29 protein-coding genes and 1 pseudogene are annotated in these 24,051 nt (G+C 64.6%); 13 read left to right on the forward strand and 17 right to left on the reverse strand.

Features of this window, described 5'->3' with window-relative positions; translation table 11 throughout:
- Positions 1–11: 11 nt before the first annotated feature.
- Positions 12–839, reverse strand: a complete 828-nt coding sequence (gene lgt, locus AUC68_RS07315) for a prolipoprotein diacylglyceryl transferase (RefSeq protein ID WP_069436996.1) — start codon at positions 837–839, stop codon at positions 12–14.
- Positions 840–1,052: 213 nt separating this feature from the next.
- Between lgt and AUC68_RS07320 the strand changes: the two genes are divergently transcribed.
- The 4 genes and pseudogenes from AUC68_RS07320 (at position 1,053) to AUC68_RS07335 (ending at position 3,765) form a co-directional block, all read left to right on the forward strand.
- A complete protein-coding gene (locus tag AUC68_RS07320; RefSeq protein ID WP_069436997.1) occupies positions 1,053–1,316 on the forward strand; it encodes an accessory factor UbiK family protein in 264 nt (87 codons plus the stop codon).
- A 191-nt stretch (positions 1,317–1,507) separates the two neighbouring features.
- A pseudogene (locus AUC68_RS07325) lies at positions 1,508–2,004 on the forward strand (type III secretion system chaperone family protein).
- 140 nt (positions 2,005–2,144) lie between these two features.
- A complete protein-coding gene (gene proC, locus AUC68_RS07330; RefSeq protein WP_425283216.1) occupies positions 2,145–2,960 on the forward strand; it encodes a pyrroline-5-carboxylate reductase in 816 nt (271 codons plus the stop codon).
- Positions 2,961–3,156: 196 nt separating this feature from the next.
- The gene (locus AUC68_RS07335; protein WP_069436999.1) at positions 3,157–3,765 is read left to right on the forward strand and encodes a ubiquinone biosynthesis protein COQ9; all 609 of its coding nucleotides are present in this window, start codon (positions 3,157–3,159) and stop codon (positions 3,763–3,765) included.
- A gap of 16 nt (positions 3,766–3,781) precedes the next feature.
- Here the strand turns inward: AUC68_RS07335 and AUC68_RS07340 are convergent, their stop codons facing one another.
- From AUC68_RS07340 to AUC68_RS07360, 5 genes are all read right to left on the reverse strand, one after another.
- Positions 3,782–4,174 (reverse strand): Csp1 family four helix bundle copper storage protein, encoded by a 393-nt coding sequence (locus tag AUC68_RS07340; protein ID WP_280138530.1) that lies wholly within the window; start codon positions 4,172–4,174, stop codon positions 3,782–3,784.
- A 170-nt stretch (positions 4,175–4,344) separates the two neighbouring features.
- Positions 4,345–4,713 carry a hypothetical protein gene (locus tag AUC68_RS07345; protein WP_069437001.1) on the reverse strand — a complete coding sequence of 123 codons (369 nt, stop codon included), beginning with the start codon at positions 4,711–4,713 and terminating at the stop codon, positions 4,345–4,347.
- A gap of 23 nt (positions 4,714–4,736) precedes the next feature.
- Entirely contained in the window at positions 4,737–6,077 is a 1,341-nt protein-coding gene (locus AUC68_RS07350) for an ATP-binding protein (RefSeq protein WP_069437002.1), read from the reverse strand.
- 82 nt (positions 6,078–6,159) lie between these two features.
- Positions 6,160–6,897 (reverse strand): response regulator, encoded by a 738-nt coding sequence (locus tag AUC68_RS07355; protein ID WP_069437003.1) that lies wholly within the window; start codon positions 6,895–6,897, stop codon positions 6,160–6,162.
- A 2-nt stretch (positions 6,898–6,899) separates the two neighbouring features.
- Positions 6,900–7,436: a MarR family winged helix-turn-helix transcriptional regulator gene (locus tag AUC68_RS07360; protein WP_069437004.1), complete on the reverse strand. Its 537-nt coding sequence runs from the start codon at positions 7,434–7,436 to the stop codon at positions 6,900–6,902.
- Between the two features lie 278 nt (positions 7,437–7,714).
- Here AUC68_RS07360 and AUC68_RS07365 point away from each other — a divergent pair, with 278 nt between their 5' ends.
- The 3 genes from AUC68_RS07365 to AUC68_RS16375 all read left to right on the forward strand — a co-directional run bounded on the left by AUC68_RS07365 (position 7,715) and on the right by AUC68_RS16375 (position 10,097).
- Positions 7,715–8,602 (forward strand): branched-chain amino acid aminotransferase, encoded by an 888-nt coding sequence (locus AUC68_RS07365; protein ID WP_069437005.1) that lies wholly within the window; start codon positions 7,715–7,717, stop codon positions 8,600–8,602.
- A 520-nt stretch (positions 8,603–9,122) separates the two neighbouring features.
- Positions 9,123–9,755, forward strand: a complete 633-nt coding sequence (gene bluB, locus AUC68_RS07370) for a 5,6-dimethylbenzimidazole synthase (RefSeq protein WP_069437078.1) — start codon at positions 9,123–9,125, stop codon at positions 9,753–9,755.
- A 27-nt stretch (positions 9,756–9,782) separates the two neighbouring features.
- A complete protein-coding gene (locus tag AUC68_RS16375; RefSeq protein ID WP_141701143.1) occupies positions 9,783–10,097 on the forward strand; it encodes a hypothetical protein in 315 nt (104 codons plus the stop codon).
- A 108-nt stretch (positions 10,098–10,205) separates the two neighbouring features.
- Here the strand turns inward: AUC68_RS16375 and AUC68_RS07375 are convergent, their stop codons facing one another.
- The 3 genes from AUC68_RS07375 to AUC68_RS18660 all read right to left on the reverse strand — a co-directional run bounded on the left by AUC68_RS07375 (position 10,206) and on the right by AUC68_RS18660 (position 11,883).
- Positions 10,206–11,009 (reverse strand): DUF3800 domain-containing protein, encoded by an 804-nt coding sequence (locus AUC68_RS07375; protein ID WP_069437006.1) that lies wholly within the window; start codon positions 11,007–11,009, stop codon positions 10,206–10,208.
- Positions 11,010–11,199: 190 nt separating this feature from the next.
- Positions 11,200–11,685, reverse strand: a complete 486-nt coding sequence (gene moaE, locus AUC68_RS07380; RefSeq protein WP_069437079.1) for a molybdopterin synthase catalytic subunit MoaE — start codon at positions 11,683–11,685, stop codon at positions 11,200–11,202.
- Positions 11,686–11,787: 102 nt separating this feature from the next.
- Complete coding sequence (locus tag AUC68_RS18660) at positions 11,788–11,883, reverse strand: MoaD/ThiS family protein (RefSeq protein ID WP_425283219.1); 96 nt, start codon at positions 11,881–11,883, stop codon at positions 11,788–11,790.
- On the opposite strand from AUC68_RS18660, the gene AUC68_RS18665 reads away from it, so the two are divergent.
- On the forward strand, positions 11,857–12,027 hold the full coding sequence (locus tag AUC68_RS18665) for a hypothetical protein (RefSeq protein WP_425283217.1): 171 nt from the start codon (positions 11,857–11,859) through the stop codon (positions 12,025–12,027). The two genes, AUC68_RS18660 and AUC68_RS18665, sit on opposite strands and share 27 nt — an antisense overlap.
- Before the next feature lie 38 nt (positions 12,028–12,065).
- On the opposite strand, the gene pgsA is transcribed toward AUC68_RS18665, so the two are convergent.
- From pgsA to AUC68_RS07395, 3 genes are all read right to left on the reverse strand, one after another.
- Positions 12,066–12,692, reverse strand: coding sequence for a CDP-diacylglycerol--glycerol-3-phosphate 3-phosphatidyltransferase (gene pgsA / locus AUC68_RS07385; protein WP_069437007.1), 627 nt, complete (start codon positions 12,690–12,692; stop codon positions 12,066–12,068).
- Positions 12,693–12,749: 57 nt separating this feature from the next.
- Positions 12,750–14,663: an excinuclease ABC subunit UvrC gene (uvrC, locus tag AUC68_RS07390; RefSeq protein WP_069437008.1), complete on the reverse strand. Its 1,914-nt coding sequence runs from the start codon at positions 14,661–14,663 to the stop codon at positions 12,750–12,752.
- A 90-nt stretch (positions 14,664–14,753) separates the two neighbouring features.
- The gene (locus AUC68_RS07395; RefSeq protein WP_069437009.1) at positions 14,754–15,509 is read right to left on the reverse strand and encodes an SDR family oxidoreductase; all 756 of its coding nucleotides are present in this window, start codon (positions 15,507–15,509) and stop codon (positions 14,754–14,756) included.
- Between the two features lie 436 nt (positions 15,510–15,945).
- Between AUC68_RS07395 and AUC68_RS07400 the strand changes: the two genes are divergently transcribed.
- The 3 genes from AUC68_RS07400 (at position 15,946) to AUC68_RS07410 (ending at position 18,314) form a co-directional block, all read left to right on the forward strand.
- Positions 15,946–16,659, forward strand: coding sequence for a TorF family putative porin (locus AUC68_RS07400; protein ID WP_083240512.1), 714 nt, complete (start codon positions 15,946–15,948; stop codon positions 16,657–16,659).
- Between the two features lie 89 nt (positions 16,660–16,748).
- A complete protein-coding gene (locus AUC68_RS07405) occupies positions 16,749–17,402 on the forward strand; it encodes a class I SAM-dependent methyltransferase (protein ID WP_069437011.1) in 654 nt (217 codons plus the stop codon).
- 228 nt (positions 17,403–17,630) lie between these two features.
- Complete coding sequence (locus AUC68_RS07410) at positions 17,631–18,314, forward strand: outer membrane protein (RefSeq protein ID WP_069437012.1); 684 nt, start codon at positions 17,631–17,633, stop codon at positions 18,312–18,314.
- Here AUC68_RS07410 and AUC68_RS07415 read toward each other — a convergent pair.
- From AUC68_RS07415 to AUC68_RS07435, 5 genes are all read right to left on the reverse strand, one after another.
- The gene (locus tag AUC68_RS07415) at positions 18,298–18,999 is read right to left on the reverse strand and encodes a ribonuclease T2 family protein (protein WP_083240513.1); all 702 of its coding nucleotides are present in this window, start codon (positions 18,997–18,999) and stop codon (positions 18,298–18,300) included. The two genes, AUC68_RS07410 and AUC68_RS07415, sit on opposite strands and share 17 nt — an antisense overlap.
- The gene (locus AUC68_RS07420) at positions 18,986–20,434 is read right to left on the reverse strand and encodes a M20/M25/M40 family metallo-hydrolase (RefSeq protein ID WP_244500423.1); all 1,449 of its coding nucleotides are present in this window, start codon (positions 20,432–20,434) and stop codon (positions 18,986–18,988) included. Before AUC68_RS07420 ends, AUC68_RS07415 begins: the two co-directional genes overlap by 14 nt.
- A gap of 119 nt (positions 20,435–20,553) precedes the next feature.
- On the reverse strand, positions 20,554–20,769 hold the full coding sequence (locus AUC68_RS07425) for a cold-shock protein (RefSeq protein WP_045368101.1): 216 nt from the start codon (positions 20,767–20,769) through the stop codon (positions 20,554–20,556).
- A 216-nt stretch (positions 20,770–20,985) separates the two neighbouring features.
- Positions 20,986–21,285: a hypothetical protein gene (locus tag AUC68_RS07430; RefSeq protein ID WP_069437013.1), complete on the reverse strand. Its 300-nt coding sequence runs from the start codon at positions 21,283–21,285 to the stop codon at positions 20,986–20,988.
- Between the two features lie 277 nt (positions 21,286–21,562).
- Positions 21,563–21,922 carry a septal ring lytic transglycosylase RlpA family protein gene (locus tag AUC68_RS07435; RefSeq protein WP_069437014.1) on the reverse strand — a complete coding sequence of 120 codons (360 nt, stop codon included), beginning with the start codon at positions 21,920–21,922 and terminating at the stop codon, positions 21,563–21,565.
- A gap of 495 nt (positions 21,923–22,417) precedes the next feature.
- On the opposite strand from AUC68_RS07435, the gene AUC68_RS07440 reads away from it, so the two are divergent.
- Together AUC68_RS07440 and AUC68_RS07445 are read left to right on the forward strand one after the other, a co-directional pair.
- The gene (locus tag AUC68_RS07440; protein ID WP_280138539.1) at positions 22,418–22,717 is read left to right on the forward strand and encodes a DUF3072 domain-containing protein; all 300 of its coding nucleotides are present in this window, start codon (positions 22,418–22,420) and stop codon (positions 22,715–22,717) included.
- 138 nt (positions 22,718–22,855) lie between these two features.
- The gene (locus tag AUC68_RS07445; RefSeq protein WP_158008264.1) at positions 22,856–24,025 is read left to right on the forward strand and encodes a lytic murein transglycosylase; all 1,170 of its coding nucleotides are present in this window, start codon (positions 22,856–22,858) and stop codon (positions 24,023–24,025) included.
- Positions 24,026–24,051 lie beyond the last annotated feature (26 nt).

The raw sequence follows: 24,051 nt of genomic DNA on the forward strand, positions 1-24,051 counted from the left end.
GGTGCCGCCTGTCAAGCCGCGAGGGCTGCCTTCCGGCGTGCGCGCCAGATGAGCCAGATGCCGATGAGCAGCATCGGGATCGAGTACGCCATGCCGGGGGTGAGGATGCCGACATCCAACGGATGTCCGGGGTGCGGTTCGCGCGCGACCTCCTCCACGATCGAGCGGAAGATGCCGTAGAAGATGAGAAACAGGCCGAACACGGTGCCGGGCCGGTTCAGCTCTTTGTAGACGTGCGTGGCGATGCGCAGGATGATGAACAAGACGATGCCTTCAAGCGCGGCCTCGTAGAGCTGGCTCGGGTGGCGCGGCAGATCGTCGACGCCGGGAAACACCATGGCCCAGGGCACGTCGGTGGGGCGGCCGTAGACCTCCGAATTGATGAAATTGGCGATGCGCCCGAAGAACAGGCCGAACGGGGTCGCCGCCGAGGCGATGTCGCCGAGCGACAGCGGGTTGATCCCTTGCGCCTTCGAGAAGAGGTAGACCGCGAGGACGACGCCGAGCAGGCCGCCGTGGAAGGACATGCCGCCGTTCCAGATCGCCGGAATCTGCCCCGGGTTCTCCCAGAAATAGCTGGGCTCATAGAAGAGGACGAAGCCGAGGCGGCCGCCGACCACGATGCCGAGCGTGATCCAGAGCAGGAAGTCGTCCGCCTGCCGAACCGTCATCGGGGGATGGCCGTTCCAGAGGTCGGCACGGGACACGAGCCTGCGCCCATACAGCCAGCCGGCCAGGATGCCCGCCATATAGGCGAGGCCGTACCAGCGCACGGATGCGGGGCCGATGGAGAACGCCACGGGATCGATGACGGGGAAGGGGATGACGAACAACTGCATGATGCCTCGGGTGAATTGGACGGGGCGACCCTCGGCTCCAGGTCTGGCACTGTCAAGCGCGCCCTTTGCCCCGATCGCGCGGCCTCAATGGCCTACGCTGGTCTGCTTGCCTCAACCGGCGCGCTACGCAATAGTCCGCGCAAATGACAGTTTCGCCAAACGGCAGTCCGGCTAAGCGCCGGTCCGGCATGGCCTTTTTGGAGGTTGCGTGACATGACGCAGACCAGCGGGCGGTTTTTCGACGAGTTGGGCAAGCTTCTGACCGACGCGGTCGGCGCCGCCGACGGCGTGCGGCAAGAGGTGGAAGGCGTGGTGCGTGCTCAGGCCGAGCGGGTGTTGAACGAACTCGACGTGGTCCAGCGCGAGGAGTTCGAGGCCGTCAAAGCCATGGCCCAGAAGGCGCGCGAGGAAAACGAGCGCCTCGAGGCGCGGATCGCCGTGCTTGAGTCCAAGCTAGCTGTGGATAACCCGGGATAGCGCTTGGCCGAGAGTCGAGTCGAGTCTCTGATTCATCCACAGATTTCTGCATCCATCCACAGCAATTCGACTCTTGGCGACTCCGGCGCCGTTTTGCGCGCGGACTCGCCGGTATATAACTGATTCATCTACTGATTCGCGGTTGCTGTTTTCTGTGCGCGGACCCCTCAACGCGGCCCGAGAGGATACGCATGGCTTCGATGGAAGCGACTTACGACCACTTCACAAATCCCGTGGACATGGTGGAGCAGATCGCCACCATCCGCGACTGGACGTTCGAACGCAGTGCGCCGGACGAGCTGACCCTGTCCGTGGCCGGCTCCTGGTGCGACTATCATATCTCTTTGAACTGGCGGGAAGATCTGGAGGCGCTGCATCTGGCCTGCGCGTTCGACTTCCGGGCGAGCAATGCGCGGCTTCCCGAGCTCTACCGGCTCATGGCCAGCATCAACGAGCAGCTTTGGCTCGGCCATTTCGACCTGTGGCGGCAGGACGGGATGCTGCTTTACCGCAACGGCCTGCTCCTGGCCGGCGCGGACACCCATGTCGGTCAATGCGAGGGCCTGTTGACCGCCGCCCTTGAGGCTTGCGAGCGTTATTATCAGAGCTCCAGTTCGTGATGTGGGCCGGCAAGTCCGCCGACGAGGCCTTGGCCGCCACAATGCTGGAGACGCAAGGTACGGCTTAGAAGTCGCGGCTTGGAAGGCGCGGTTTGGGGCGTGACCGCGCAAGGAGCGGCTGTTTAGATTGTTGGAAGAGACGGATCTTCCGACGAAGCAGGTGTTCCGGTGAAACAGGTCTTCCAATGAAGCAAGATCAAGGATGACGATGGCCCTGACAGGTCCACTGCTCCTGGTGGGTGCCGGCAAGATGGGCGGGGCGCTGCTCGAGGGCTGGCTCCGCCGCGGTCTCGACCCCGCGAAAATCTTCATTCAAGACCCCGCGCTGCCTGACGCCATGCGGCGCCTGGCAGGCACGCACGGGATCGTCGCCGGCGAGTCGCCCTCGCTGCCCCAAGCGCCCGCCGTCATCGTGCTCGCGGTGAAACCGGCCCTCGCGGAGGCGGTGCTGACCGCGATCGCGCCAAAGCTCGGCGCCGGGACGGTCGTCCTGTCCATCGCGGCGGGGCGTACGCTCGAGTCTCTCGCCGAACCCTTGCACGAGACCTGCGCGGTCGTGCGCGCCATGCCCAATACGCCGGCGGCGGTGGGCGAGGGGATCACGGTGTGCGTCGCCAACGATCGGACAAGCGAGTCCCAGAGAACCGTGTGCGAGGCGCTGCTCTCCGCCGTCGGAGACGTGGTGTGGGTCGAGGACGAGGCGCTGATGGATGCGGTGACCGCCGTGTCCGGCAGCGGTCCGGCCTATGTGTTCCATCTGGCGGAGTGCTTGGCTGAGGCCGGGATCGAGGCGGGGCTCCCGCCGGACCTTGCCGCCCGCCTTGCCCGGGCGACGGTCGCGGGCGCTGGTGCGCTGCTGAAGCAGTCCGAACACGACGCTGCCACGCTGAGGCGGAACGTGACGTCGCCCAACGGGACCACCGCCGCGGCGCTCGATGTGCTGATGGAGGACGAGGCCCTGAAGAGCCTGCTTGCGCGCGCCGTGTCCGCAGCCGCGAAACGGTCGCGCGACCTCTCGTCCTGATCCTTCGCCGGATCCCGTGTGCAGTCCTGCGAGCGGGCGGGGCGCGTCGTCTTCCGATGGCCACGAATTCGGCTTATCGTTTCGGGAACGACGACGCCGGAACGCGTGAACGAGAGAGGAGTGCGGCCATGTTCGAGGAATTCTCCAGGCGCAACCGGGCGGTGATGGCCGCCATGACGCTGGCCGCCAAGCGCGATTGGGCGACGTCGGCCTCTCCGACATCGCCAAGGAAGCCAATCTCACCCTCGCGGATTTGCGCCGGGAGTTCGTCTGCAAGAACGAGATCCTGCGCGCCTTCCAAGCCGAGGTCGACGCCCAGGTTCTGGCGCGCCTCAAACCGGGAGGACCGGACGACAGCGTGCGCGATCAGGTCTTCGAGTCGTTGATGACCCGGTTCGAGGTCATGGCGCCGCACAAGGAGGCCCTGAAGCGCATCGCGGCCTATTTGCGGTGCCGGCCGGGCGAGGCGGCCCTGTTCGTCTGTTCGCGGCTCGTCACGCAGTACTGGACGCTCGCGGGCACGGGCGCGAAGCTCGACGGCCCGGCCGCCCTGGTGCGTGTCGCCGGCCTGTCCGCCGTCTACGGCAAGGCCTTCAGCGTGTGGCTCGAGGACGACTCGCCCTCGCTCGACAAGACCATGGCGACGCTCGACCGCGGTCTGACAAACGGCGAGCGCGGCATGCAAAGTCTCGAGAAGGTCTGCGAGACCGTGTGCGGGGTCGTGCGCGGCCTGAAGCGGAACTTCACCCGCAAGGATCAGCCGGACGACAAGCCGTCGACCGGTCCCATGCCGTCGTCGGCATGAGCTGCGCGCCGTCGCGCTAGGCGCCGATCGCTTCCTTGCATGCCTTGATGCAGGCGACGCAGGCGTCGCCGCAGGCCTTGCAGGCTTCGTGCTCGTCCGCGTGCTTTTCGCATTCCTTGGCGCAATCGTCGCACACGTCGATGCAGACCTTGGCGAGTGCCGTCAGGCGCTTCGCATCGGTCGCCGCGTAGCGGGCAAGCGTCGCGCACATCGGCAGCATGGCGTTCACGCTGGCGAGGCAGTCGATGAGCGACGTGTCTCCCGAGCCAATGACCGTGATGCAATGGGCAACGCATGCTTCGCCATGGCCGACGCATTCCAGCGCAAGGCGGGTCAGGTCATCGTGCTTGGCGCCGTGATGGGCGTGTTCGGCCCTCGCTTGCCCGGCGCCGGCCATGGGCAGCGCCAATCCGGCGAGCGCGGCGCGGCGAGCATGCTGCGGCGGTCGAGCTTCGCTTCTGCCGGCGCGGTCGCGTCGGCGGCGTGAAAGCAGTCTTGGGCATTTTGGCCTCCTGAAACGTGGACTGAACTGCGGACCGGGCCGATGCGGTCACGGGATCGGCGGGCTGGTCCGCACGGCTAGTAAGGAAGCGGGTCCTCGTCGTCCGGCCCGGAGAGGCTTTCGGGACCTTCGCCCGGAAGCTCTTCGTCGATCGGATCCGGGTCGACCGGATTGTCGGGGTCGTCCAAGGGATCGCCCAACGGATCGGAGCCGAGTTCCAGCTTCTCCTTGAGCGGTTCCGGGGACACGCCCTCTGCCGCGTCCTTCTCGAGCGTGCTCTCGCGGCCGAACTCGACCTTGCCACCGGAATCGATATCGAGCTGGAATTCGGAGCCCGGCATTTCGTTTTGCTGGAAACCGTCCGGCTCCTCCTCGTTCTGGCCGAAAGCCGGTCCCGACAACGCCACCGTCACCATGGCGGCAAACCCGATATACGCACTCTTCATGGAAGCACCTCCGACAGAGAAGACTAGACGGGAACCTTTAGCACGGCTTTGAGCCCGCCGAGAGAAGATTGGTCGAGCGTGATGTCACCGCCGTGAATCCGGGTGATGTCGCGGGTGATGGCAAGCCCGAGCCCCGTCGAGCCCGAATCCTGATTGCGCGCGTGGTCGGTGCGATAGAACGGGCGGAACACCAGTTCGCGTTCGTCCTCCGGAACGCCGGGGCCGTCGTCCTCGACCTCGATTGTCAGGAGGCCGTCGGTCTTCCCGGCGGTGATGCGCACGGTGTCCGCGAAGCGCGCAGCGTTGTTCACGAGATTCGCGATCGCGCGCTTGAAGGCGTGGCGGCGAACGCGCACCACGAGCGGCGCGTTCTTGATCCGGACCTCGACGGTCTTGCCTTCGAGACCGCCCTTGCCGCCATGGGCCTGGGAACTCACCTCGCCCAGAATCTCGCCGATGTCCACGGAACTGATGGCTTCGCCCGAATCGCCTTTCGCGAACGCCATGTAGTCCTCGAGCATGGCCTGCATCTCGTCGACGTCGGCGCGCATGGCGTCGAGTTCGGGCCCTTCTTCCAGCATGGCGAGTTGCAGCCGGAAGCGGGTCAGGATCGTCCGGAGGTCGTGGCTGACGCCGGCCAGCATGAGCGTACGCTGTTCCACATGCCGTTCGATGCGGTCGCGCATCTCGACGAAGGCGTGGGCGGCCTGGCGCACTTCGCGCGCGCCGCGCGGCTTGAAGTCGCTCGGCATGGGACGGCCCTTGCCGAAGCTCTCCGCGGCATGGGCCAGGCGCAGGATCGGCCTGATCTGATTGCGCAGGAAGAGAATGGCGACCGTGAGCAGCACCACGGACGTGCCGAGCATCCACACGATGAAGATGTGCGAGTTGGATGCATAGGTTTGGCTGCGCCGCGCCAGGACGTGCATGATCGCGTTGTCGAGCTTGATGCGGATGTCGACGAAGTCGGACCGGCCCACCGTATCGATCCAGAAGGGGCGTCCGATCCGCCGTTCCAGTTCGTCGGACAGGGTCGAGTCCAGAAGGTCGAAAAACGGCTTGGTGCGCACTTCCGGGAGGTCTTCGCCGGGCGCGAAACGCACCCGCAAGCCCAGATTCTTCGCCGCGTTCTCGGTCAGCGTATCGGCGTTGCGCTTGCTCGGAAGCTCCTCGTACATATCGATCAGCATACCGATGTTCTGTACCGTGCCTGTCGACAGGCGATGCGTGACGGTTTGCCAGTGACGTTCCAGGAACACGAAGGTCAGGACGGACTGCAGCAGCACCATCGGTGCGATGATGATGATGAGGGCGCGAGCGTAGAGCCTTTCGGCATTTGCTCGCCGAAGCGTGCCAGCAGCCATTTGAGCGGGCCCTGCCGTTCGGCTCTGGCCGGCTCGTCCGGAAGCGGGCGTGCGGTACGGGCGGTATCGGAGACGGCGCTCATCACTCGGAATAGAGTATATAGCCCTTGCCGCGCACAGTCTGAAGATAGACCGGATTGGCAGGGTCGTTTTCGATCTTGCGTCTCAGGCGGTTGATCTGCACGTCGACGGCGCGTTCGCCGCCGAACTCGTTGTCCTTGTCCGAACCCTTGTCCGGGCCTTTGGCGAGTTCATGGCGGGACACGGGCATTCCGGGACGTTGCGCGAAATAGCGCAGCAATTCGCGCTCGCGTTCGGTCAGGCGTACGGTCTCGCCGTCGCGCTGTAGTTCGCCGCGGCTGATATGAAAGATGAAATTGCCCATCCGGATCTCGCCCGACGGTGCCACTTGGGCCCCGCGTTTGAGGATGTTGCTCACGCGCAAGAGCAGTTCGCGCGGGTCGAACGGCTTGGCCAGATAATCGTCGACCCCCGTCTCCAAGCCTTCGATGCGCTGCTCGGGTTCGGCGCGCGCGGTGAGCATGAGGATGGGCACCTGGTTGTGGGAGCGCAGAGACTTTGCGAAGTCGATCCCCGACTCCTTGGGCATCATCACGTCGAGCACGATGAGGTCGAAGGCGAGGCTGCGCATCTGCGCGCGGGCGCTCTCCGCGTCGACCGCCATGCTGACCCGGAAGCCGTGATCGTGCAGATAGCGCCCCAGCAGGTCGCGAATGCGGCTGTCGTCATCGACGATCAGAATATGCGGTGCGTTGTCGTCCGGGCCCGCCCCGTGTTGGGGTTTGATGCGCGTTGGCATGTTCAACTCGGTTTGCCTTCGTCGTTGCGATCCGCCTGAAGCGCTGCCGGAGTCGTTATGGCGGAAACTTTGGGCCGATCTTCGGCATTGATCATAGCTTCAAGAAAGCGGCGAATTGCGGTCTCAGCCTCCGGGCCCGCGGCTGCCAGCGCCGCGCGAAGCCGCACCAATTGGGGCGCGGCCAAGCGCTTGGCCAACGCCTTGCCGCGGTCGGTCGGATAGAGCAGCCGTTGGCGGCGGTCCGCCGCGCCGGCCTTCTGCGTGATGTAGCCCTGGTCGATGAGCTGCTTGAGGACGCGCGAGAGGCTCTGCTTGGTGATGTTCAAGATATCCAGGAGGTCGGCCACGCGCAGGCCCGAGTGCCGGTTCACGAAATGCAGGACCCGGTGATGGGCGCGGCCGAAGCCGAAATCCTTCAGGATGGCGTCCGGATCGCCCGTGAAGTCGCGATAGGCGAAGAACAGAAGCTCGGCGAAGGCATGGAGATTGGCCTCGGCCAAGCCCGCGGCCGAACCTTCCGTCTCTTCGGTCATCGTCATGCCATTGGCCACAGCGGTTCCGCCCGCGCGGCGCCCGCGCGCTTATTTCCCGCAGTTTTGCGGCCACGGGAGAGGGGTGTATTTAGGTCAGTCATGTTGACATATATTTTGGCTTGGATTATGTCAGCCATGTTGACTTAATACCCCTTGATACGCCCCGCCGCGTCCAGGCGCAAATGCTCTGGCGCGGGATCGTGAGGTCGGTTTCGGGGCGGACAGTGTGCAGGGGTTAGACGCATCCGGACAAACCGGCACGCCCCTTATCGTGGAGGAGACCCATGCCGGGCTTTGATCAGCGCGACGGCACGATCTGGTTCAATGGCGAGTTGATACCGTGGAACGATGTGCGGGTGCATCTGCTGACCCATGCGCTTCACTACGGCAGCGCCGTGTTCGAGGGCATGCGGGCCTATGACGGCGAAATCTTCAAGCTGACCGAGCACAATCAGCGTTTGCTGGAGTCCGCGAAGATCCTCGATTTCGAAGTGCCGTATTCCGTCGCCGAGCTCGACAGCGCGCGCGAGGTCATCGCCGCCAATCATTTGTCGGACGCCTATGTCCGTCCCCTGGCCTGGCGCGGCAGCGAGCAGATGGGTGTCTCCGCCCAGAAGACCAAGATCAACGTGGCCATCGCCGCCTGGGAGTGGGGCGCCTATTTCGATCCCGCCGCGATCGAGAAGGGCATGAAGCTCAAATTCGCCAAATATCGCCGGCCCGATCCCGCGACCGCGCCGGTCCACAGCAAGGCGGCGGGCCTCTATATGATCTGCACGATCGAGAAGCACCGCGCCGAGCGCGAGGGCTTCGCCGATGCGGTCATGCTCGATTGGCGCGGCTACGTGGCCGAGTGCACGGGCGCGAACATCTTCTTCGTGAAGGACGGCGTGATCTACACACCCATCGCCGATTGTTTCCTCGACGGCATCACCCGCCGCACGGTCATGGGCCTGGCCAAGCAGCGCGGCTGGGAGGTGGTCGAGAAACGCATCTCGCCCGAGGAGCTCGCCGAGTTCAGCGAGTGCTTCGTCACGGGCACGGCCGCCGAGGTCATGCCGGTCGGCTCCATCGGCGAGTACAGCTTCGTGCCCGGCGAGATCACGCGCACGCTCATGGCCGATTACGCCGCGCTGGTTCACCCCGCCAAGTCCATCGCCGCCGCGGGCTAGCGGACGCGCGCCTGTCCTTTGCGCGGGCGCCCTCGCAAAGCGACGATCACCCCAACGCGATCACCCAAAAAGAATGCGGCGGCCCCCGGCCGAAGCCGGAAGACCGCCGCAAGGCTGAGATGAGGAAGCGTCCAGGCTCGGGCAAGGACACTTCTGACATTCGGGCTGGGCGGCCGAACGTCATGGGCAGGTTCTAGCCGCTTCCCATCCTTGCATGTAGTGAATTGTTTGCAGGCGAATCCTTGCATCACAGTCAAGACTGGGAGAGCGCTGCAGCCGTCCGGGACGCGGCGCGATTGGGGGCCGGCGCGTACAAGGGGTGCGACACAAACGCCTTACCCGGCGCTGAAGCGTGCTAGGCTCTGCGGCGATGAAAACCTTCGGCGAACAGTTCCAGCAGCGCGCGGCGCCTACGCCCGAGGCGGGCGTACCGGCCCAAAGAGGCGAGCCCCAAAGAAGCGAGCCCCGAAGAGGCGAGCTTCAAAAGACCGAGCCCCAAAGGGCAGAGCCGGGTGCACCCATGCCCCAGTTCGATGGGGATTTCCGCGCGCGGCTCTACGACCTGCTGCGCTGGCGGCGCGACGTGCGCCGCTTCAAGCGCGAGCCGCTGCCCGACGGCGCGATCGAGCGGCTGCTCGGCCTCGCCTGTCTCGCGCCGTCCGTGGGTTTGAGCGAACCGTGGCGCTTCGTGCTCGTGGAGGATCCCGCGCGCCGCGCCGCGATCCGCGCCAATTTCGAGGCCTGCAACGCCGAAGCGCTCGCCATGCAGGAGCCCGACCGGGCGGCGCTCTACGCGCGGCTGAAGCTGCAAGGCATGGACGAGGCCCCGGTGCAGGTGGCGGTGTTCGCCGACCGCGAGACCGTGCAGGGCTACAGGCTCGGCCGGCTCACCATGCCCGAGACCATCGACTATTCGGTGGTGACGGCGATCCACACGTTTTGGCTGGCCGCGCGGGCCGAGGGGATCGGCGTCGGCTGGGTGTCGATCATCGATCCCAAGGGCGTCACCGCCGCGCTCGACGTGCCCGAGGACTGGATCTTCATCGGCTATCTCTGCGTCGGCTATCCGCAGACGCAAGACGACACGCCGACGCTCGAGCGCGCGGGCTGGGAACATCGCCACGCGCCGGAGAACGTGGTCCTGCGGCGATAGGGCGGAGCCGCGCGAAAGGAGCGCATCGTGCCACATGCGCGCATCGTGCAAACCGCGCGCATCGCCCTCGGGTTGCTTGGGCTACTGCTGCTGACCGCCTTAGCCGTTCCTGCAAGCGACGCCCGCTCCTCCGATGCGATGTCGATGGTGACGCCCGTCAAGGCCGCGCCCGTCTGCAAGGAAGTCATCGGCTGTAAAAACTGCCGCCCGGTCTATCGCTGCCGGTCTTGCAGGAAGTGGCCGATCTGCATCCACGGCGTCTGCCACTACCGCACACTCTGCGGCTGGGGCCCCACGCTCAAATCGCTGCCCAAAGGCGCGCGGGTTGTCAGGGTGCGATGAAGGGGTTGGGAAGGCCAAGCAAGACGGCGATGCTTTGAAGGTTCAAATGTGGCAAATCATCTTTAGTCTTGGCGTCAGCATCAACGCGATCGTGCCACTCAAACCGCATCAGTCGTTGGCGTAGATCCTCTGATAGGCCTGAATCACCTCAGTCGGGACGGCACCCTCGCGCGCCAAGCGGTGCGATTCAGCTGTTACATCAGACATGCGCTGCTTATCGTAATATTGAACGTACTCCGACATTTGGACAGCCATCAATTCTTCGTTAAACAGCCAATCGAAACGGTCATATGTCGGATCATCGTGTTTTTTCCGTATTACCCAGGCAAATAGGTCCGCCGCCTGAATTGGTAGAGACTCATCGTCGGACCGAAACCGTGGGTCTACTGGGAGAATCGTTGATGCTTCAGGCTCGCGATACTTAAGAACCTCGCGAACCACCGGATACCAGAGCTTGGCGCGCGGCCCGAAAATTACGTCTTCATCGAATGTGATCTCGAACGGCTCGCGCCATCCGTAGTCCCAGAGCGAGAAACATATTGCAGCAATCGTATTGTGAAAGGGCCAGAAGTAGGGATCGTTCCGCGGCTTATCCAATAGTGCCCAAGTCTCGGCATGGGCAGATAAGTCTATGACCGTGCACGTCACCAGTCGGGCATGTCGATTGATGATGCGCCCGAGCGCGCGGAGTTTCTTGTCTCTCTGATCGTCGGTCATATACCGGAATTGCCCGGTGCATGATGCGGCCTCCCTCATCTTGAACGCAGTAATGGCTGGCGACTCGCTTAGGCATAGCCGCCACTCTTCGGAAAAGTGGGCCCAGCTATCAGAGTGGCCCGCAAGTCCGGCCAGCACGAAGTGCGCGGTTGCTCCCTTGCCGCCGCTGTCGTCAACAAATGCTTGGATGGGCACCAGAAGCCTCCGCTTGCGCGCGGGCTCAGGCGACCCAGAAAGGAACTAGAATCCAGATGGAAGCTAGGACAGGTGACTCGTCACTCACGCGCCCTCCGACCGTAGCCGGTCAGATTGGGTACGGCAAATATCACAAGCTCGCTATGTTCCTTTAGGGGGTACGGACAATCGGGCGCATTAATTCTGCCAGTTACACCTCCCGCCACTTCGCGGCAGCCTCGTCGTCGCTCTCTTTTGCGTCCACCCAGCGCTCGCCTTGCGCACCGCTTTCGCGTTTCCAGAACGGGGCGGACGTCTTGAGGTAGTCCATGAGGAAGCGCGCCGCCTCGAAGGCCGCGTCGCGATGGGCCGAGGCGGTGACGACGAGCACGATATTGTCGCCGGGCTGAAGCTGCCCCACGCGATGGACGATCAGCGAGGCCTGCAGCGGCCAGCGCGCATGGGCTTCTTCCTCGATGCGCGCGAGCTCCTTTTCGGTCATGCCGGGATAGTGCTCGAGCGTCATGGCGGTGATCCCGCCGGCATTCTCGCCATCAGACGCGCGAAGCGAGTCGCGCACGGTGCCGGTGAAGGTCACGATGGCGCCGATGTCGGTGCGGTCCTTGCCCGAGGAGTCTCGGCGCAGCGCCTCGATCTCCTGGCCGATGTCGAAATCTTCGGTCTGAACGCGGATCATGGCCGCCATCCTTCGAGGCCCGGCGCGTCATGCTGAGGTGCGCGCGCAGCGCGCCTCGAAGCACGCGCCGGGCCCCTCAGGATAACGGTCAGGAGATTCACCTCAGCCCCCTGTGACGGGCGGGAAGAAGGCGATCTCCGTCGCCCCGGCAATGGAAGCGTCGGCGCGCGCATGGGTCTGGTCGACGGCGGCGCGGATCGAGGCTTCTTGCGCAAAGGCGTTCTCGAATTCGGGGCCGCGCGTCTGAGCCAGGCGATGACGTCGCCGACCGTGGCGATGCCGCCCGGCAACTCCACGTCCTCGGCGGCGATGCCGGTCTTTTCCTTCACCCAGGCGAAATAGAGCAGGCGTGTCATGGCGGCAGACCTAGTTTGCGGACCTTATTTCCGGTCCGGCATGAGATGGCGCAGCGTGGCGCGCAGATAGTCGTAGCCGGTGTAGAGCGTCAGCACCGCGGCGATCCACAGCAGCGTCAGGCCGAACAGCGTGGTGTAGGGCCAGACCTTGTCGCCCGCCGGCCCCGCCAGCAGGAAACCGATCGCGACCATCTGCACCACGGTCTTCCATTTGGCGAGATTGGTCACGGGCACGCTGACGCTCAAGGTCCCGAGGAACTCGCGCAGGCCCGAAACCAGGATCTCGCGGGACAGGATGATGACGCCGGCCCAGAGCGACCAGCCGGCGATGGTTCCGTTCGCCGCGAGCATCAGCAGCGCGGCCGCGACGATCAGCTTGTCGGCGATCGGGTCGAGCATCTGCCCGAGGGCGCTTTGCTGTTGCCAGGCGCGGGCGAGATAGCCGTCGAGGAAATCGCTGATGCCGGCCACGATGAAGATCCACATGGCGAGCCAGCGGCCCCAGTCGGCCTCGATATAGAAGCACGCGACCATGGCCGGAACCGCCAGGATGCGGCCATAGGTCAGGACGTTCGGCAGGCTGCCAAAATGCCGCCGATCCGCCCCGTGCCGTCCCGGCACGCCCCGTCCCGCCAATCCTTGCTCCGACATGTCGCAATCACTCAATCGAACTCAGTAAGGCCCACCATAACGCAATGGGCGGCGCTGCTAACCGCGTTCGTGGAAAAAATCGTAGATCGTCTTCGCCATTTGCGCGCTGATCCCGCCGACGCTTTCCAAATCGGCGATTCCGGCGCGGCTCACGGCCTTGGCCGAGCCGAAATGCTGCAACAGGGCCCGTTTGCGCGTGGGACCGATGCCGGGCACCTCGTCCAGGGGCGAGGCGGTGATTCCCTTCTTCCGCCGCGTGCGGTGGGCGCCGATGGCGAAGCGGTGCGCCTCGTCCCGTAGCGTTTGGATGCAGTAGAGGACAGGATCGCGCGGTTCGAGCAGCAGGGTTTCCTTGTCCTTGCGGTAGATGCGCTCGCGGCCGGCATTGCGGTCGGGGCCCTTGGCCACGGCGGCGAGAGTGATGTCGGCGAGGCCGAGCTCCTCCAACACCTCGTGCGCGGCGGAGAGCTGGCCCGGCCCGCCGTCGATGAGAACGAGGTCGGGCATGGACCAGTGCTCGCCGTCGCCGTCTTCACGCTCCTTCAAGAGCCGGCTGAAGCGGCGGGTCAGCATCTGCCGCATTGCGTAGTCGTCGCCGGGGGTGAGGTCTTCGCCCTTCATATTGAACTTGCGGTACTGCGCCTTCTGAAACCCTTCGGGCCCGGCCACGATCATGGCGCCCACAGGGTTCGTGCCGGAGATGTGGCTGTTGTCGTAGACCTCGACGCGTTCGGGCACCTCGTCCAGGTCGAGGCGTTCGGCGAGCCGCGCATAGATGGCGCGCTGGGAGGCGTGTTCGGCGAGCCGCCGTCCGAGGGCTTCCTGGGCATTGACCCGGACATGCTCGACCAGTTCGCGCCTCTCGCCCCGCTGGGGCGTCAGCACTTCCACCTTGTGGCCGGCCTTCAGCTCCAGCGCGCCGGCAAGCAGGCGCTGGCCCGGGATCTCGTGGCTGAGCAGGATGTGACGGGGCGGCGGCTTGTCGTCGTAGAACTGGGCGATGAAGGCTTCGAGCACCTCGTCGGCCGGCAGGGCCTTGTCCGCGCGCGGGAAATAGGCCCGGTTGCCCCAATTGTTTCCGGCGCGGAAGAAGAAGACCTGGATGCAGGTCTGGCCGGCTTCCTGATGGGCGGCGAACACGTCCGCGTCCTTCACGGTGCGCGGGTTGATTGCCTGGTGCGATTGGATGTGGCTGAGCGCCGTCAGCCGGTCGCGATAGCCCGCCGCGCGTTCGTAGTCTTGGGCGTCGCTCGCTTCTTCCATCAGCGCGCGCAGGCGATGCTTTACCTCGTCGCTTTCGCCGCGGAGGAACCCAAGGGCTTCGTCCACCAGCGCGCCATAGGCCTCCTCGCTGATCTCTCCGGTGCAGGGCGCGCTGCACCGCTTGATCTGGTAGAGCAGGCAGGGCCGCGTCCGGGCCTCGTAATAGCCGTCCGAGCACGAGCGCAGCAGGAACGCGCGCTGCAGCGTATTGATGGTCCGGCCCCACGCGCCGGCCGAGGCGAACGGGCCGAAATAGTCGCCCTTCCGGTTGCGGGCGCCGCGATGCTTCAGGATCTGCGGCACGGGGTGGTCGCGCGCGATCAGGATGAAGGGGAACGATTTGTCGTCCCGCAGGACCACGTTGTAGCGCGGCTTGAGCCGCTTGATCAGATTGGCCTCGAGGAGCAGCGCCTCCATCTCGGTCTTGGTGGTCACGAACTCCATGGCCGCCGTGTCCGCGATCATGCGGGCGATGCGATTGTTGTGGCCGGTCCCTCGCGCGTAGCTCTGGACGCGCTTCTTCAGATGCCGTGCCTTGCCCACATAGAGCACCTGGCCGTCCCGATCGAACATGCGGTAGACGCCGGGGCCTGCGGGCGCCAGCTTCGCATGCCGGGCGATGACGGCGGCGCCCGTCTCGGCGCGCGCGTCCGAATCACGCTTCAGCAGCGGGCTTTCGTTGGCGCTATCGGAGCTTTGCTGTGTCATGGAATCGTATCGTGCTGTCGCCCGCGCCGGAGCGGAGGCGGACCTCTTGTCCAGACTATGGGGTGGCCCAGGTCCCCTTCAAGGGGCCGTTCAGCTCGCGTCCGGGCGCCAGTTGAGGTGCCGCCCGCCGTCCACGGCGATCATCTGGCCGGTGATCGAGCCGGTCTCCAGGAGAAAGCGCACCGTCGCGGTCACGTCATCGATCGGCACGGCGTGTTTCAAAAGTGTGTCACGGCATTCGCGGGCGAAGTCTTCGTCGGACTGGCCCTCGTAGGGCAGGACCGGACCTGGCGCGACGGCGTTGACGCGAATCCGGGGCGCCAGCGCCTGGGCGAGGGTGCGGGTCGCCGTCCAAAGGGCCGATTTGGCGATTGTGTAGGTAAAGTAATGAGGCGTCAGCGCGTGAACCTTCTGATCGATGAGATTGATGACATTGCCGTCCGCCCCGCTTGGAAGGGCGTTCGCGAAGGCCTGGGCGAGAAAGACCGGCGCGCGCAGGTTGACCTCGTGATGCCGGGTCCATCCCGCCTCGTCGAACTGGTCCGGCCAGTCCCAGGCGAAGCAGGCGGCGTTGTTGACGAGGCAGGTCGCCGGCCCGAGCGCGGCGGCGCATGTCTCGATCAACATGGGCAGGGCCTCGAGGTCGGACAAATCGGCCTGTAAAGCCGCCGCCCGGCCCCCAAAACCTTCGATTTCGGCCACGAGACCGCGCGCGTCCGCCTCGGAGGTCTGGTAGTGCACCCCGACGCGCCATCCGTGCCGCGCCAGGTCCAGCGCGATGGCGCGGCCAAGGCGGCGGGCGGCGCCGGTGACGAGGGCGCACGCTGCGGGAGAATCGGATTCCATGCTGTCCTTTGTGACAAAGATGGTCGAAAGGGCCCGCGAGCGGCTCCGCAGGGCGCGTGCGGCACTCTAAGAGAGCCGTTTCCAAGGAACAAGGCGCCCCGGAGCGCCTGACTCGATTCTCGCGGCGGGCCTGCTGGAAGCGGCTGAGAGGGGCCGTTCAGGGCGAAATTGCACACAATCTAAGCAGATTGGCCGAAGCCGGTCCAAGTTGTCGCAGGAGGACGAGCCTAATGTTGCGTCAAATACGGCCAACCATTGCAGATAAGCCACACCGAGTTCCGTTGTTGAAGAAACCCTTGCTTTTTCGTTGCTTCCCCTAAGTGCTGATTATTGTCAATGCCACGGGGGACGTTGCACCGCGAACACGGCGTGTCAGCAGCATCCTAAACAACGACATCAAATCGTCAGGGACAGGCGAAAAGCAGGAGACTGGATAATGGCTCGGCGCGATATTGCGGGGATTTTCAAATCGGCAGTTTTGGGAGCGGCGCTCGTTGGCGGTCTCGCTCTTCCGGCACAGGCGGATGAGCTCGAGCTCAGCGCCACAACGGCTTTGACCACGGACTATGTGTTCCGCGGTATTTCGCAGACCAATCAGAACCCCGCCATTCAGGGCTCGCTCGACGCGGCCTATGGCATCTTCTACGCGGGTGTCTGGGGGTCGAACATCACGTTCGCAGACAGTCTTGAGCTGGACTGGTACGGCGGTATCGCCTCCGAGTGGAACGGTATCGGCTACGACGTCGGCGTGATCTGGTACACCTATCCGGGTGTCAGCTCGACCGACTACGTCGAAATCAAGACGGGTCTTTCCTACGGCTTCACCGACAACTTCACCGCCGGTGTGACCAACTACTGGTCGCCCGATCTCAAAGCCGATGCTCTTGAGGCCGGTGCGGAATACACGTTCGGCACCATCATGAACTTCTTCGATCCCAGCGTCAGCGGCTTGATCGGCTGGCAGTGGTTCGATGCCGGCGGCGACTACACCTACTGGAACGTCGGTCTGACCCTCGGCTTCATGGAGAACTGGGCCGTGGACGTCCGCTACTGGGATACGGACATCAGCGATGCGTCCTGCGGTGCCATCACCGGCGGACCTGATGACTGCTCGGGCCGCGTGGTCGGCACGCTGAGCGCGTCCTTCTAAGTCTCAATCCAGAGACCTTCCTTCCTAAAGGGGCGCCGTTTCGGCGCCCCTTTTTTGGTGCGCGCGGGGACCACTCTTAGAGTGCTGTCATGAGCGAACCGAGCGACGATGCCATTGCCAAGGCGCATGCGGTCTACACGCCGCTGTCTTTGTCCTTCTACGATGTCGCGGTTCACGGCCTGTCCAACCGCTTTGCCTGGACGTGTCCTACGTCGAAGATCGTCGATCTTTACGCGCGGCACCTGTCGCCGAACCATTTGGAGGCGGCCGTCGGCACGGGCCTGTTCCTCGACCGGGCGGGGCGGAACTTCGACCGGCTCGTCCTGCTCGACATCAACGCGGCCTGCCTTTCGGTCTCGGCGCACCGGCTTCGCCGGTTTCACCCGGCGTGCCATGAGGCGAACCTCCTGTCGCCGATCGGCCTGCAGATCCCGCCGTTCGATTCGGTGGGCCTGAACTACGTGCTCCATTGCCTGCCCGGGCCCTTGTCCGAGAAGCTCGTGGCCGTGGACCATTTGCGGCCGCTGATGGCCGATGGTGCCGTGCTGTTCGGCGCAACGATCCTCGGGAAGGGGGTGGCCCCCAACGCGCCGGCCCGGGCGCTCTTTCGTCTCTACAATCGGAAAGGCGTGTTCAACAATCTCGACGACGATCTCGGTGCCCTCGCGGAGGGTCTGAAGTCGCGTTTCGCCTACGTGGAGATCGAGCAGCAGGGCCTCGTGGCCTTGTTCAGCGCGCGCTAGGGCCCGCGTCTCGGGGCGGTTGCGTGCGCCCTCTTGACGTGTCCCCTCTTGGAGAGGCGTCAGCGCCACGAGGGCGCCCTTAACCTGCCACTAACCATACGAAGTCTTGCCGACCTTCATCGTTAAGAGACGTTTAGGGGCGGGCTCTATCCTTCGGGGGGTGAGCGCTTGGTTTCGTCACGGGATGTGGGGACGGAACAGGCTCTCGATCCTTTGAGGGAGTATCTTATGCGTACGGGTTTTCACCGGGCTTTCGCCTTGACCGCCACGTTTGCCGTCTGTGTCGCGGCGTCCAGTTCCGCGTTCGCGCAGGACGGCTACGGCCTTTATGACGGCGGCAACTATTTCGGCTCCGCGATTCAGTCGAACGAGACGTTCGAGGGCTGGTGGCTCGGCGGCACGATTGGCGGATCCTCGGTCAGCTACAGCCTTTCGCCCGGCACGATCGATTCCGACGGCGTGATCGGCGGTGTAGTCGGTGGTTTCAGCTGGCAGCACGGTCCCGCGGTGATCGGTATCGAAGGCGACTACCTGGCGTCCAACATCGATGGCGGCGGCATGATCAATGGCGGCCCCAACAAGGCCAAGGTCGGGTTCGACAGCATGGCGGACCTGCGATTGCGTCTGGGCTGGGCGATCATGCCGAACCTCCTGCTGTTCGCCACGGCGGGCGGCGCCTTGGCCAATGCGGATCTCTACGTGAGCGGTCCGGGCGGCGGCTTCAAGGATACGATGTTCACCGGCTGGAGCGTGGGTGGCGGCGCCGAATACGCCTACGACAAGGATTGGAGTCTGCGCTTCGATTATCAGTTCACGGATTTCGGCGCGGAGACCGTCACCTATCAGGGCAACAAGCAGACCTTCGATCCGGATTCGAACTCGTTCCGCGGTTCGCTTATCTATCGCTTCTAGCCGGCGGTACGGCGATCCGCCGGAGCGGGCATAGCCGCTCTTGGTCGATGTTCGCGCCGCACGCCCGCGGCTCCAGGTCCGGGCTGAAGCAGATTCGCACATCGAACAGATTGCCGCGCCGGCACGTCACGGCGATCATGTCCGGTTGGAGCCAAGCGTTGGCGGCCAGGAACTCGTCTTCGATCTTCGTGGGCGACAGGAAGCGTTGCGTCGCCGGATCGTCGAGGGCGCGGGGGATCGTCACGTGCTCGTAGGCCTTCCGCGCCGCCGCGAAATAGGCTGACGGCGACAGTCCCGAACATGTGCCGTGCGTCTTGTATTCGTGGATGACGACGCCCTTGTCCGGCATGATCCCGTCCATCGTCTGGATCACGTCTGAGGGAATCCACGGCCGCCGGCCGCGATAGCAATCCTCCGGCCAGCCGACATCGTATTGCGGCCACAGCCCGTGCAGGACGAAGTCGGCGCCGCGGTCCGTCTCGCATTGATCGTCGCCACGCCGCCGTCCTTCGGTCAGGCAGTGGGTGGGAGACCAGCTGAGGACGAGCGTGTAGTAGTCGAAGTCACCGGGGTCCGCGTGCCGGAACGCCTGCGGCCTGCCGCCGTCATAGGCCCGCGCAGACACGAGGCAGAGCAGGCACGCCGCCAGGGCGAGGACGCAGAGGCGCGCACTACGCCGCCCCATTGGCCTCTCCGAGCCCGGCCAGGATGCGCGCCCAGCTTCGCGCGCCTTTTTCGAAACTGGTGAGATTGTACTTCTCGTTCGGCGCGTGAATCTTGTCGTCTTCCAATGCGAAGCCCACCAGCAGCGCGTCCATGCCGAGCCGTGTCCGGAACGCCTCCACGATCGGGATCGAGGCGCCGCAGCCCACGATTGACGGGGGCCTTGCCCCATTCCGCTGCGAGGCTTGCGCCGTCGCGCGGAAGGCGGGCGCGTCGGTGTCGAAGCCGACCGCCGGCGATCCGCCTTCGCCGCGATAGGTGACGCTCACATCGGCCGGCAGACGCTGTGCGATGTAGCGGTGCAAGCCGTCGATGACTTTGGCGGGCTCCTGGCCCGGCACGAGGCGGAAGGAGAACTTGGCTGAGGCTTCGGCGGGGATCACCGTCTTGGTGCCCGGTCCGGTATAGCCGCCGATGATGCCGTTCACCTCGATCGTGGGGCGGCTCCAAAGCTGTTCGACGACGCTGCGATCGGTCTCGCCTGCGGGCACGCTCAAGCCCACCTCATCGAGAAAGGCGTCCCCGTCGAAGTTCAACGCGCGCCAAGCCTCGCGCTGGGCGGGCGAGGGATCCCTCACGCCGTCGTAGAACCCGGGCAGGGTGACGCGTCCAGTCTCGTCGTGAAGGCCGGCGATCAGCTCGCCGAGAACGCGGATGGGGTTTTGTGCGGGGCCGCCGTAAATGCCCGAATGCAGATCGCGGGAGGGGCCATGGAGGGTGACCTCCGAAAAGGCCAAGCCACGCAGGAAGGCGGTGATGGCGGGCGTCCGCGCGTCCCACTGGCCCGTGTCGCAAGAGAGGGCGATGTCGGCCTTCAGGGAGTCGCCATGGGCGCGAAGAAACGGTTCGAGGCTCGGGCTGCCGGATTCTTCCTCGCCCTCCAGCAGGACCGTGACGTCGACGGGAAGCGTGCCGTCGGCCGCGATCCAGGCACGGCAGGCCTCGATGAAGGTCATGACCTGGCCTTTGTCGTCGGAGGCGCCGCGCGCCACGATGATCTTGCCGTGAATGTCGTCGTCGACGATCTGCGCTTCGAAGGGCGGTGCGGTCCAGGCCTCCAGGGGATCGGGCGGTTGGACGTCGTAGTGCCCGTAGAACAGGACGTGGGCGCGCGGGGCGCCGGCCGTCTCGAGGTGCCATCGCGCGACGACCATCGGTTTGCCGTCGGTCGGTTCCACGCGCGCCTCGAAGCCGATCTCGCGCAAGGTCCCGGCGCACCACTCGGCCGCCTCGAGGCAGGCGCCGTGATAGGCCGGATCGGTCGAAATGCTCGGAATGGCGAGGAACGCCGTCAGGCGCGCCAGGGCTTCGGCCCGGCCCTCGGCAAGGGCGTCCAGAACGGCGCCGGGCGCTCGGTTGGCCGCATGGTCCGCCATGCCGTCGTCCTGCAATGTCATGGCTTCGTCCGTCTCGTCCCGACCGGCAAGCCGATCGGCAAATAAAAAACCCGCCGGCGACAACAGCGTCCGATGACGCCAGCATCGCGGCGGGTCAACATGTTCAGTTGTGTGGGACGTTATTCTCCGAGCTGGACATTGATTGCCTGGGGCCCTTTGCCCCGGCGGTCCGGCTCCGTCTCGAATGAGACCCGCGCCCCTTCGTCGAGCGCCGGGAGACCCGAGCGCTGCAATGAAGAGATATGTAGAAACACATCCTTTCCGCCATCGTCCGGCGTAATAAAGCCGAAACCTCGCGTGTGATTGAAGAACTTGACCGTACCGGTCTGACGCATGGGAAGCTCCTTTCCCCCTACAATAGGCCCCGCGCGCGCGCGGAAATATAGGCAAGTCTAAGAAACGGGAAAAGAAACCACGTCACTTCCCAAGGAGCGTGCGCGGCCAGCCTCTACCCTGGTTCGCAGTCTGCCCAATAAAGCGCCTCACTCTAGTTGCGTCTGCCAGCCCTGTGCAAGACCCGAATATGGTCCGTGCCAATATAGACGAGGCGTTTAGTTGGGGTAGGGCGACTGACTGGGCGGCCCGTTGAGCTCATAACCGCTGTTGTTGTAATCGTAGCCGGGCGACTCCATGGAGTTCTTGGGCATCTCTGGCGTGCCCCAAACATCGCTCAAGGTCCAGGACGTGCCGCCGATGACCGGCCCGCGATGAGGCTTCTTGAAAACGCCGCCGGAGCGCTCGCTGCGGGTGGTGTTCTGGGCCTCGGCCGTCTCGAACGTCAGGCCGAAGGAGGTCGCGACAATAAGGGTCGCGAGGGGAAGCGTTCTGACGAACGCCGCAAGCGTGAGCATTTGGGTTGCCTCCGGTCAGGCGAGGCCGCATTTGGCCCGTCTTTCGAATCCTCAATCTATGTGGTTCGGGCGCATCTTGCACGCACGATCGAAGACCTAGCCCTCGAAACACCAATAGCTCTTGGACTATGCAGGCTTTCGCGCCCGATGCCTATGGCTTCTGGGCAACGGTCGTGGACGTCTGACTGCCAAAACCGGAAAAAGGGACGCCCGGTACCGGCCAGGCGTCCCTTCCACCGTTGAAACCCGCCCGGAGGCGGGAAATCACACCCGCCGGTCAGTTGAGGCGGGTCACGCTCACCTTCGCGGTGCCTGAACTGATCATGCCAAGCTGCGAGGCGGCCGCCTTCGACACGTCGATGATCCGGCCGCCGACAAAGGGTCCGCGGTCGTTGATCCGCACGACGACGGAGCGGCCGTTTCTCAGGTTCTTCACACGCACCTTGGTGCCGAACGGCAGGGACCGGTGCGCGGCCGTGAGGGCGTTGGGGTTCATACGCTCACCGCTGGCGGTGATGGAGCGGAGGGCATACCACGACGCGCTGCCGATCTGATCGGCGTTCGCGGCGCTGAGCGGCAGCAGGATGCCTGCCGAAAGCAATCCCACCAACAACAGTCTCGCGCGCATTTTCAACATGCGTTTCTTGTCTCCTTCAAAGCTTGGGAGGGTTTTGCGCGAGGCAGCCCTATCGCCGTTGCGAGTCGGCCGCCTCGTCTTGCGCGGACCGGAATTTATGGAAGAAAACGGCGGAAAACCGGCTGCTGCTGGGTCATTGGAAGGCCATTTGCTGACGGCATGGCCATGCTTTCGTCAAAGAATACAAACGCTTATGTTTTCGTTGACGATGCCGTCCCGTGCTGGCGCAGGCCGGTAAAAGCACACGACGGGTGGGGGACGATGCTTGGTCCGCCAAGTCGCGTTCGCAAGTGCAGCAAATCCGGAACAGATGTGCTGTAAATCTAGGCTCGGCGAATCTGTGCTGAAATGTTTGACTTCAATCAGTCTATCCTTGCCCTTTTTGGTCCCTATTGTAACAGTCTTATGTACAAGCAGATTCCAATGGGGAAAGCCAAGGACGCGAGTGAAATGGACCAAGAGAAGAGGGAGCGCGAAGCGCAGCAGAGCCAGTATATGCCGAGCGACGCCAATGGTGCGGAGCCGATGACTGGCGCGCAGGCCGCTCATCTCAAAAGACTGGCCGACCAGCTGCACGAGCCCGCCGCCTTCGAGCAGGGCTTGAGCAGCCGCGAGGCTCCCGGCGCATCAATGTGCTGCTGGACAAGATTAGGATTTGGGAGCTCCCGCCGCATACCGATTAGGAGCGGTTTCTTCGGGGTTCGCCTCTCAAGCGGCGGCGCGTTCCTGACGCGCCTCCGACCCTGGCTTCGAATGCCGCGTTCGGAGCACGGGCGTTGTTTTACAGCGGCGTGACAAGCGCGCTTCGATAGTCGAGATCGCGTACCTCTGTGCTTGACGGATGCCGCCCGACTGGGTTCATTGGCGCGCATGTCTACACACCCCCTGACTCGCGTCATTCGATTCTCAGTACTTGCTGGCCTGTGTGCGGCGGTGCTGTTCGGTTCCGCCTCGTCCGCGGTTGCGCAGAGATGTCCCGGCGCTGCCGGTTTCAACAAGTGGCTGGAAGGCTTCAAGCAGCAGGCGATTGCCGAGGGCATCTCGTCGCGAACCGTGGCCAACGCGCTGAACGGTGTCACGTACGATCCAAAGGTCGTGGCCAAGGACCGCGCCCAGGGCGTCTTCGCGCAGGACTATCTGACCTTCCAGCGGCGGATGGTGAACAAGAACCGGCTGGCGGCGGGTCGGGCGCGGCTCAACAAATACGCGCCGGTGTTCCGGCGGATCGAAGAACAATACGGCGTACCGGGCCCCGTGCTCGTGGCCTATTGGGGGCTGGAGACCGATTTCGGCGCCTTCATGGGCAATCTGGACAGCATCCGCTCGCTGGCGACGCTGAGTTACGATTGCCGCCGTCCGGAAGAGTTTCGCGTCCAGCTCATGGATGCGTTGCGCGTCCTCGACCGGGGCGATTTGCAGCGCGCACAGATGCGCGGGCCGACCCATGGCGAGGTGGGCCAGTTCCAGTTCCAGCCCAGCACCTATTACAATTTCGCCGTCGACTATGACGGCGACGGGCGCCGCGATCTCGTGCGCAGCGTGCCCGACTCGCTGGCCTCGGCGGCGAACTACATCGCCTCGAAGGGCTGGCAGCCCGGTCAGCCTTGGCTCGAGGAAGTGATCGTTCCGAAAAACCTGCCCTGGGATCAGGCGGACGTCACCATTCAGCGGCCGCGCCTGTTCTGGTCCAAATACGGTGTGAAGTACCGCAACGGTCAGCCCGTCCCGGCCGACAGCACGCCCGCCGCGCTGCTGCTGCCCATGGGCCGGAACGGACCGGCGTTCCTGGCCTATCCGAACTTCATCAACGTCTATCTGGATTGGAACAACTCGCTGGTCTACTCGACGGCGGCCGGATACTTCGCCACGCGGCTGGCCGGCGCACCGCCGCTTCGCGAGGGCAATCCGGAGCCCTTCAGTGCGGAAGAGAGCAAACAGTTGCAGCGGCTACTCGTGCAGCGCGGCTACGATGTCGGCAAGGTGGACGGCGTGATCGGCGCCGCGACCCGGCTGGCGATCCGTGAGATGCAGCTGCAATACGGACTGCCGGCGGACGGCTATCCGAGCCACGCCCTGTTGCGGAAACTACAAGCCGGCGGCTAGGCGCATCGGCCCGCGTCCAGCGCGGG

The sequence above is a fragment of the Methyloceanibacter methanicus genome (assembly GCF_001723285.1).
Taxonomy (GTDB): domain Bacteria; phylum Pseudomonadota; class Alphaproteobacteria; order Rhizobiales; family Methyloligellaceae; genus Methyloceanibacter; species Methyloceanibacter methanicus.

What these genes read in the sequence shown, in the direction of transcription:
- AUC68_RS07365 (WP_069437005.1), top strand. Translation starts at nt 7,715, where the DNA reads ATGCCGGGCTTTGATCAGCGCGACGGCACGATCTGGTTCAATGGCGAG.
- AUC68_RS07430 (WP_069437013.1), bottom strand. Translation starts at nt 21,285, where the DNA reads ATGCTCACGCTTGCGGCGTTCGTCAGAACGCTTCCCCTCGCGACCCTT.
- AUC68_RS07345 (WP_069437001.1), bottom strand. Translation starts at nt 4,713, where the DNA reads ATGAAGAGTGCGTATATCGGGTTTGCCGCCATGGTGACGGTGGCGTTG.
- bluB (WP_069437078.1), top strand. Translation starts at nt 9,123, where the DNA reads ATGCCCCAGTTCGATGGGGATTTCCGCGCGCGGCTCTACGACCTGCTG.
- AUC68_RS07440 (WP_280138539.1), top strand. Translation starts at nt 22,418, where the DNA reads ATGCCGAGCGACGCCAATGGTGCGGAGCCGATGACTGGCGCGCAGGCC.
- AUC68_RS07350 (WP_069437002.1), bottom strand. Translation starts at nt 6,077, where the DNA reads ATGGCTGCTGGCACGCTTCGGCGAGCAAATGCCGAAAGGCTCTACGCT.
- AUC68_RS07395 (WP_069437009.1), bottom strand. Translation starts at nt 15,509, where the DNA reads ATGGAATCCGATTCTCCCGCAGCGTGCGCCCTCGTCACCGGCGCCGCC.
- uvrC (WP_069437008.1), bottom strand. Translation starts at nt 14,663, where the DNA reads ATGACACAGCAAAGCTCCGATAGCGCCAACGAAAGCCCGCTGCTGAAG.
- pgsA (WP_069437007.1), bottom strand. Translation starts at nt 12,692, where the DNA reads ATGTCGGAGCAAGGATTGGCGGGACGGGGCGTGCCGGGACGGCACGGG.
- AUC68_RS07435 (WP_069437014.1), bottom strand. Translation starts at nt 21,922, where the DNA reads ATGTTGAAAATGCGCGCGAGACTGTTGTTGGTGGGATTGCTTTCGGCA.
- AUC68_RS07360 (WP_069437004.1), bottom strand. Translation starts at nt 7,436, where the DNA reads ATGACGATGACCGAAGAGACGGAAGGTTCGGCCGCGGGCTTGGCCGAG.
- AUC68_RS18665 (WP_425283217.1), top strand. Translation starts at nt 11,857, where the DNA reads ATGGGTCTGGTCGACGGCGGCGCGGATCGAGGCTTCTTGCGCAAAGGC.
- AUC68_RS07400 (WP_083240512.1), top strand. Translation starts at nt 15,946, where the DNA reads ATGGCTCGGCGCGATATTGCGGGGATTTTCAAATCGGCAGTTTTGGGA.
- proC (WP_425283216.1), top strand. Translation starts at nt 2,145, where the DNA reads ATGGCCCTGACAGGTCCACTGCTCCTGGTGGGTGCCGGCAAGATGGGC.
- AUC68_RS07320 (WP_069436997.1), top strand. Translation starts at nt 1,053, where the DNA reads ATGACGCAGACCAGCGGGCGGTTTTTCGACGAGTTGGGCAAGCTTCTG.
- lgt (WP_069436996.1), bottom strand. Translation starts at nt 839, where the DNA reads ATGCAGTTGTTCGTCATCCCCTTCCCCGTCATCGATCCCGTGGCGTTC.
- AUC68_RS07415 (WP_083240513.1), bottom strand. Translation starts at nt 18,999, where the DNA reads ATGGGGCGGCGTAGTGCGCGCCTCTGCGTCCTCGCCCTGGCGGCGTGC.
- AUC68_RS07420 (WP_244500423.1), bottom strand. Translation starts at nt 20,434, where the DNA reads ATGACATTGCAGGACGACGGCATGGCGGACCATGCGGCCAACCGAGCG.
- AUC68_RS07355 (WP_069437003.1), bottom strand. Translation starts at nt 6,897, where the DNA reads ATGCCAACGCGCATCAAACCCCAACACGGGGCGGGCCCGGACGACAAC.
- AUC68_RS07405 (WP_069437011.1), top strand. Translation starts at nt 16,749, where the DNA reads ATGAGCGAACCGAGCGACGATGCCATTGCCAAGGCGCATGCGGTCTAC.
- AUC68_RS07410 (WP_069437012.1), top strand. Translation starts at nt 17,631, where the DNA reads ATGCGTACGGGTTTTCACCGGGCTTTCGCCTTGACCGCCACGTTTGCC.
- AUC68_RS07425 (WP_045368101.1), bottom strand. Translation starts at nt 20,769, where the DNA reads ATGCGTCAGACCGGTACGGTCAAGTTCTTCAATCACACGCGAGGTTTC.
- moaE (WP_069437079.1), bottom strand. Translation starts at nt 11,685, where the DNA reads ATGATCCGCGTTCAGACCGAAGATTTCGACATCGGCCAGGAGATCGAG.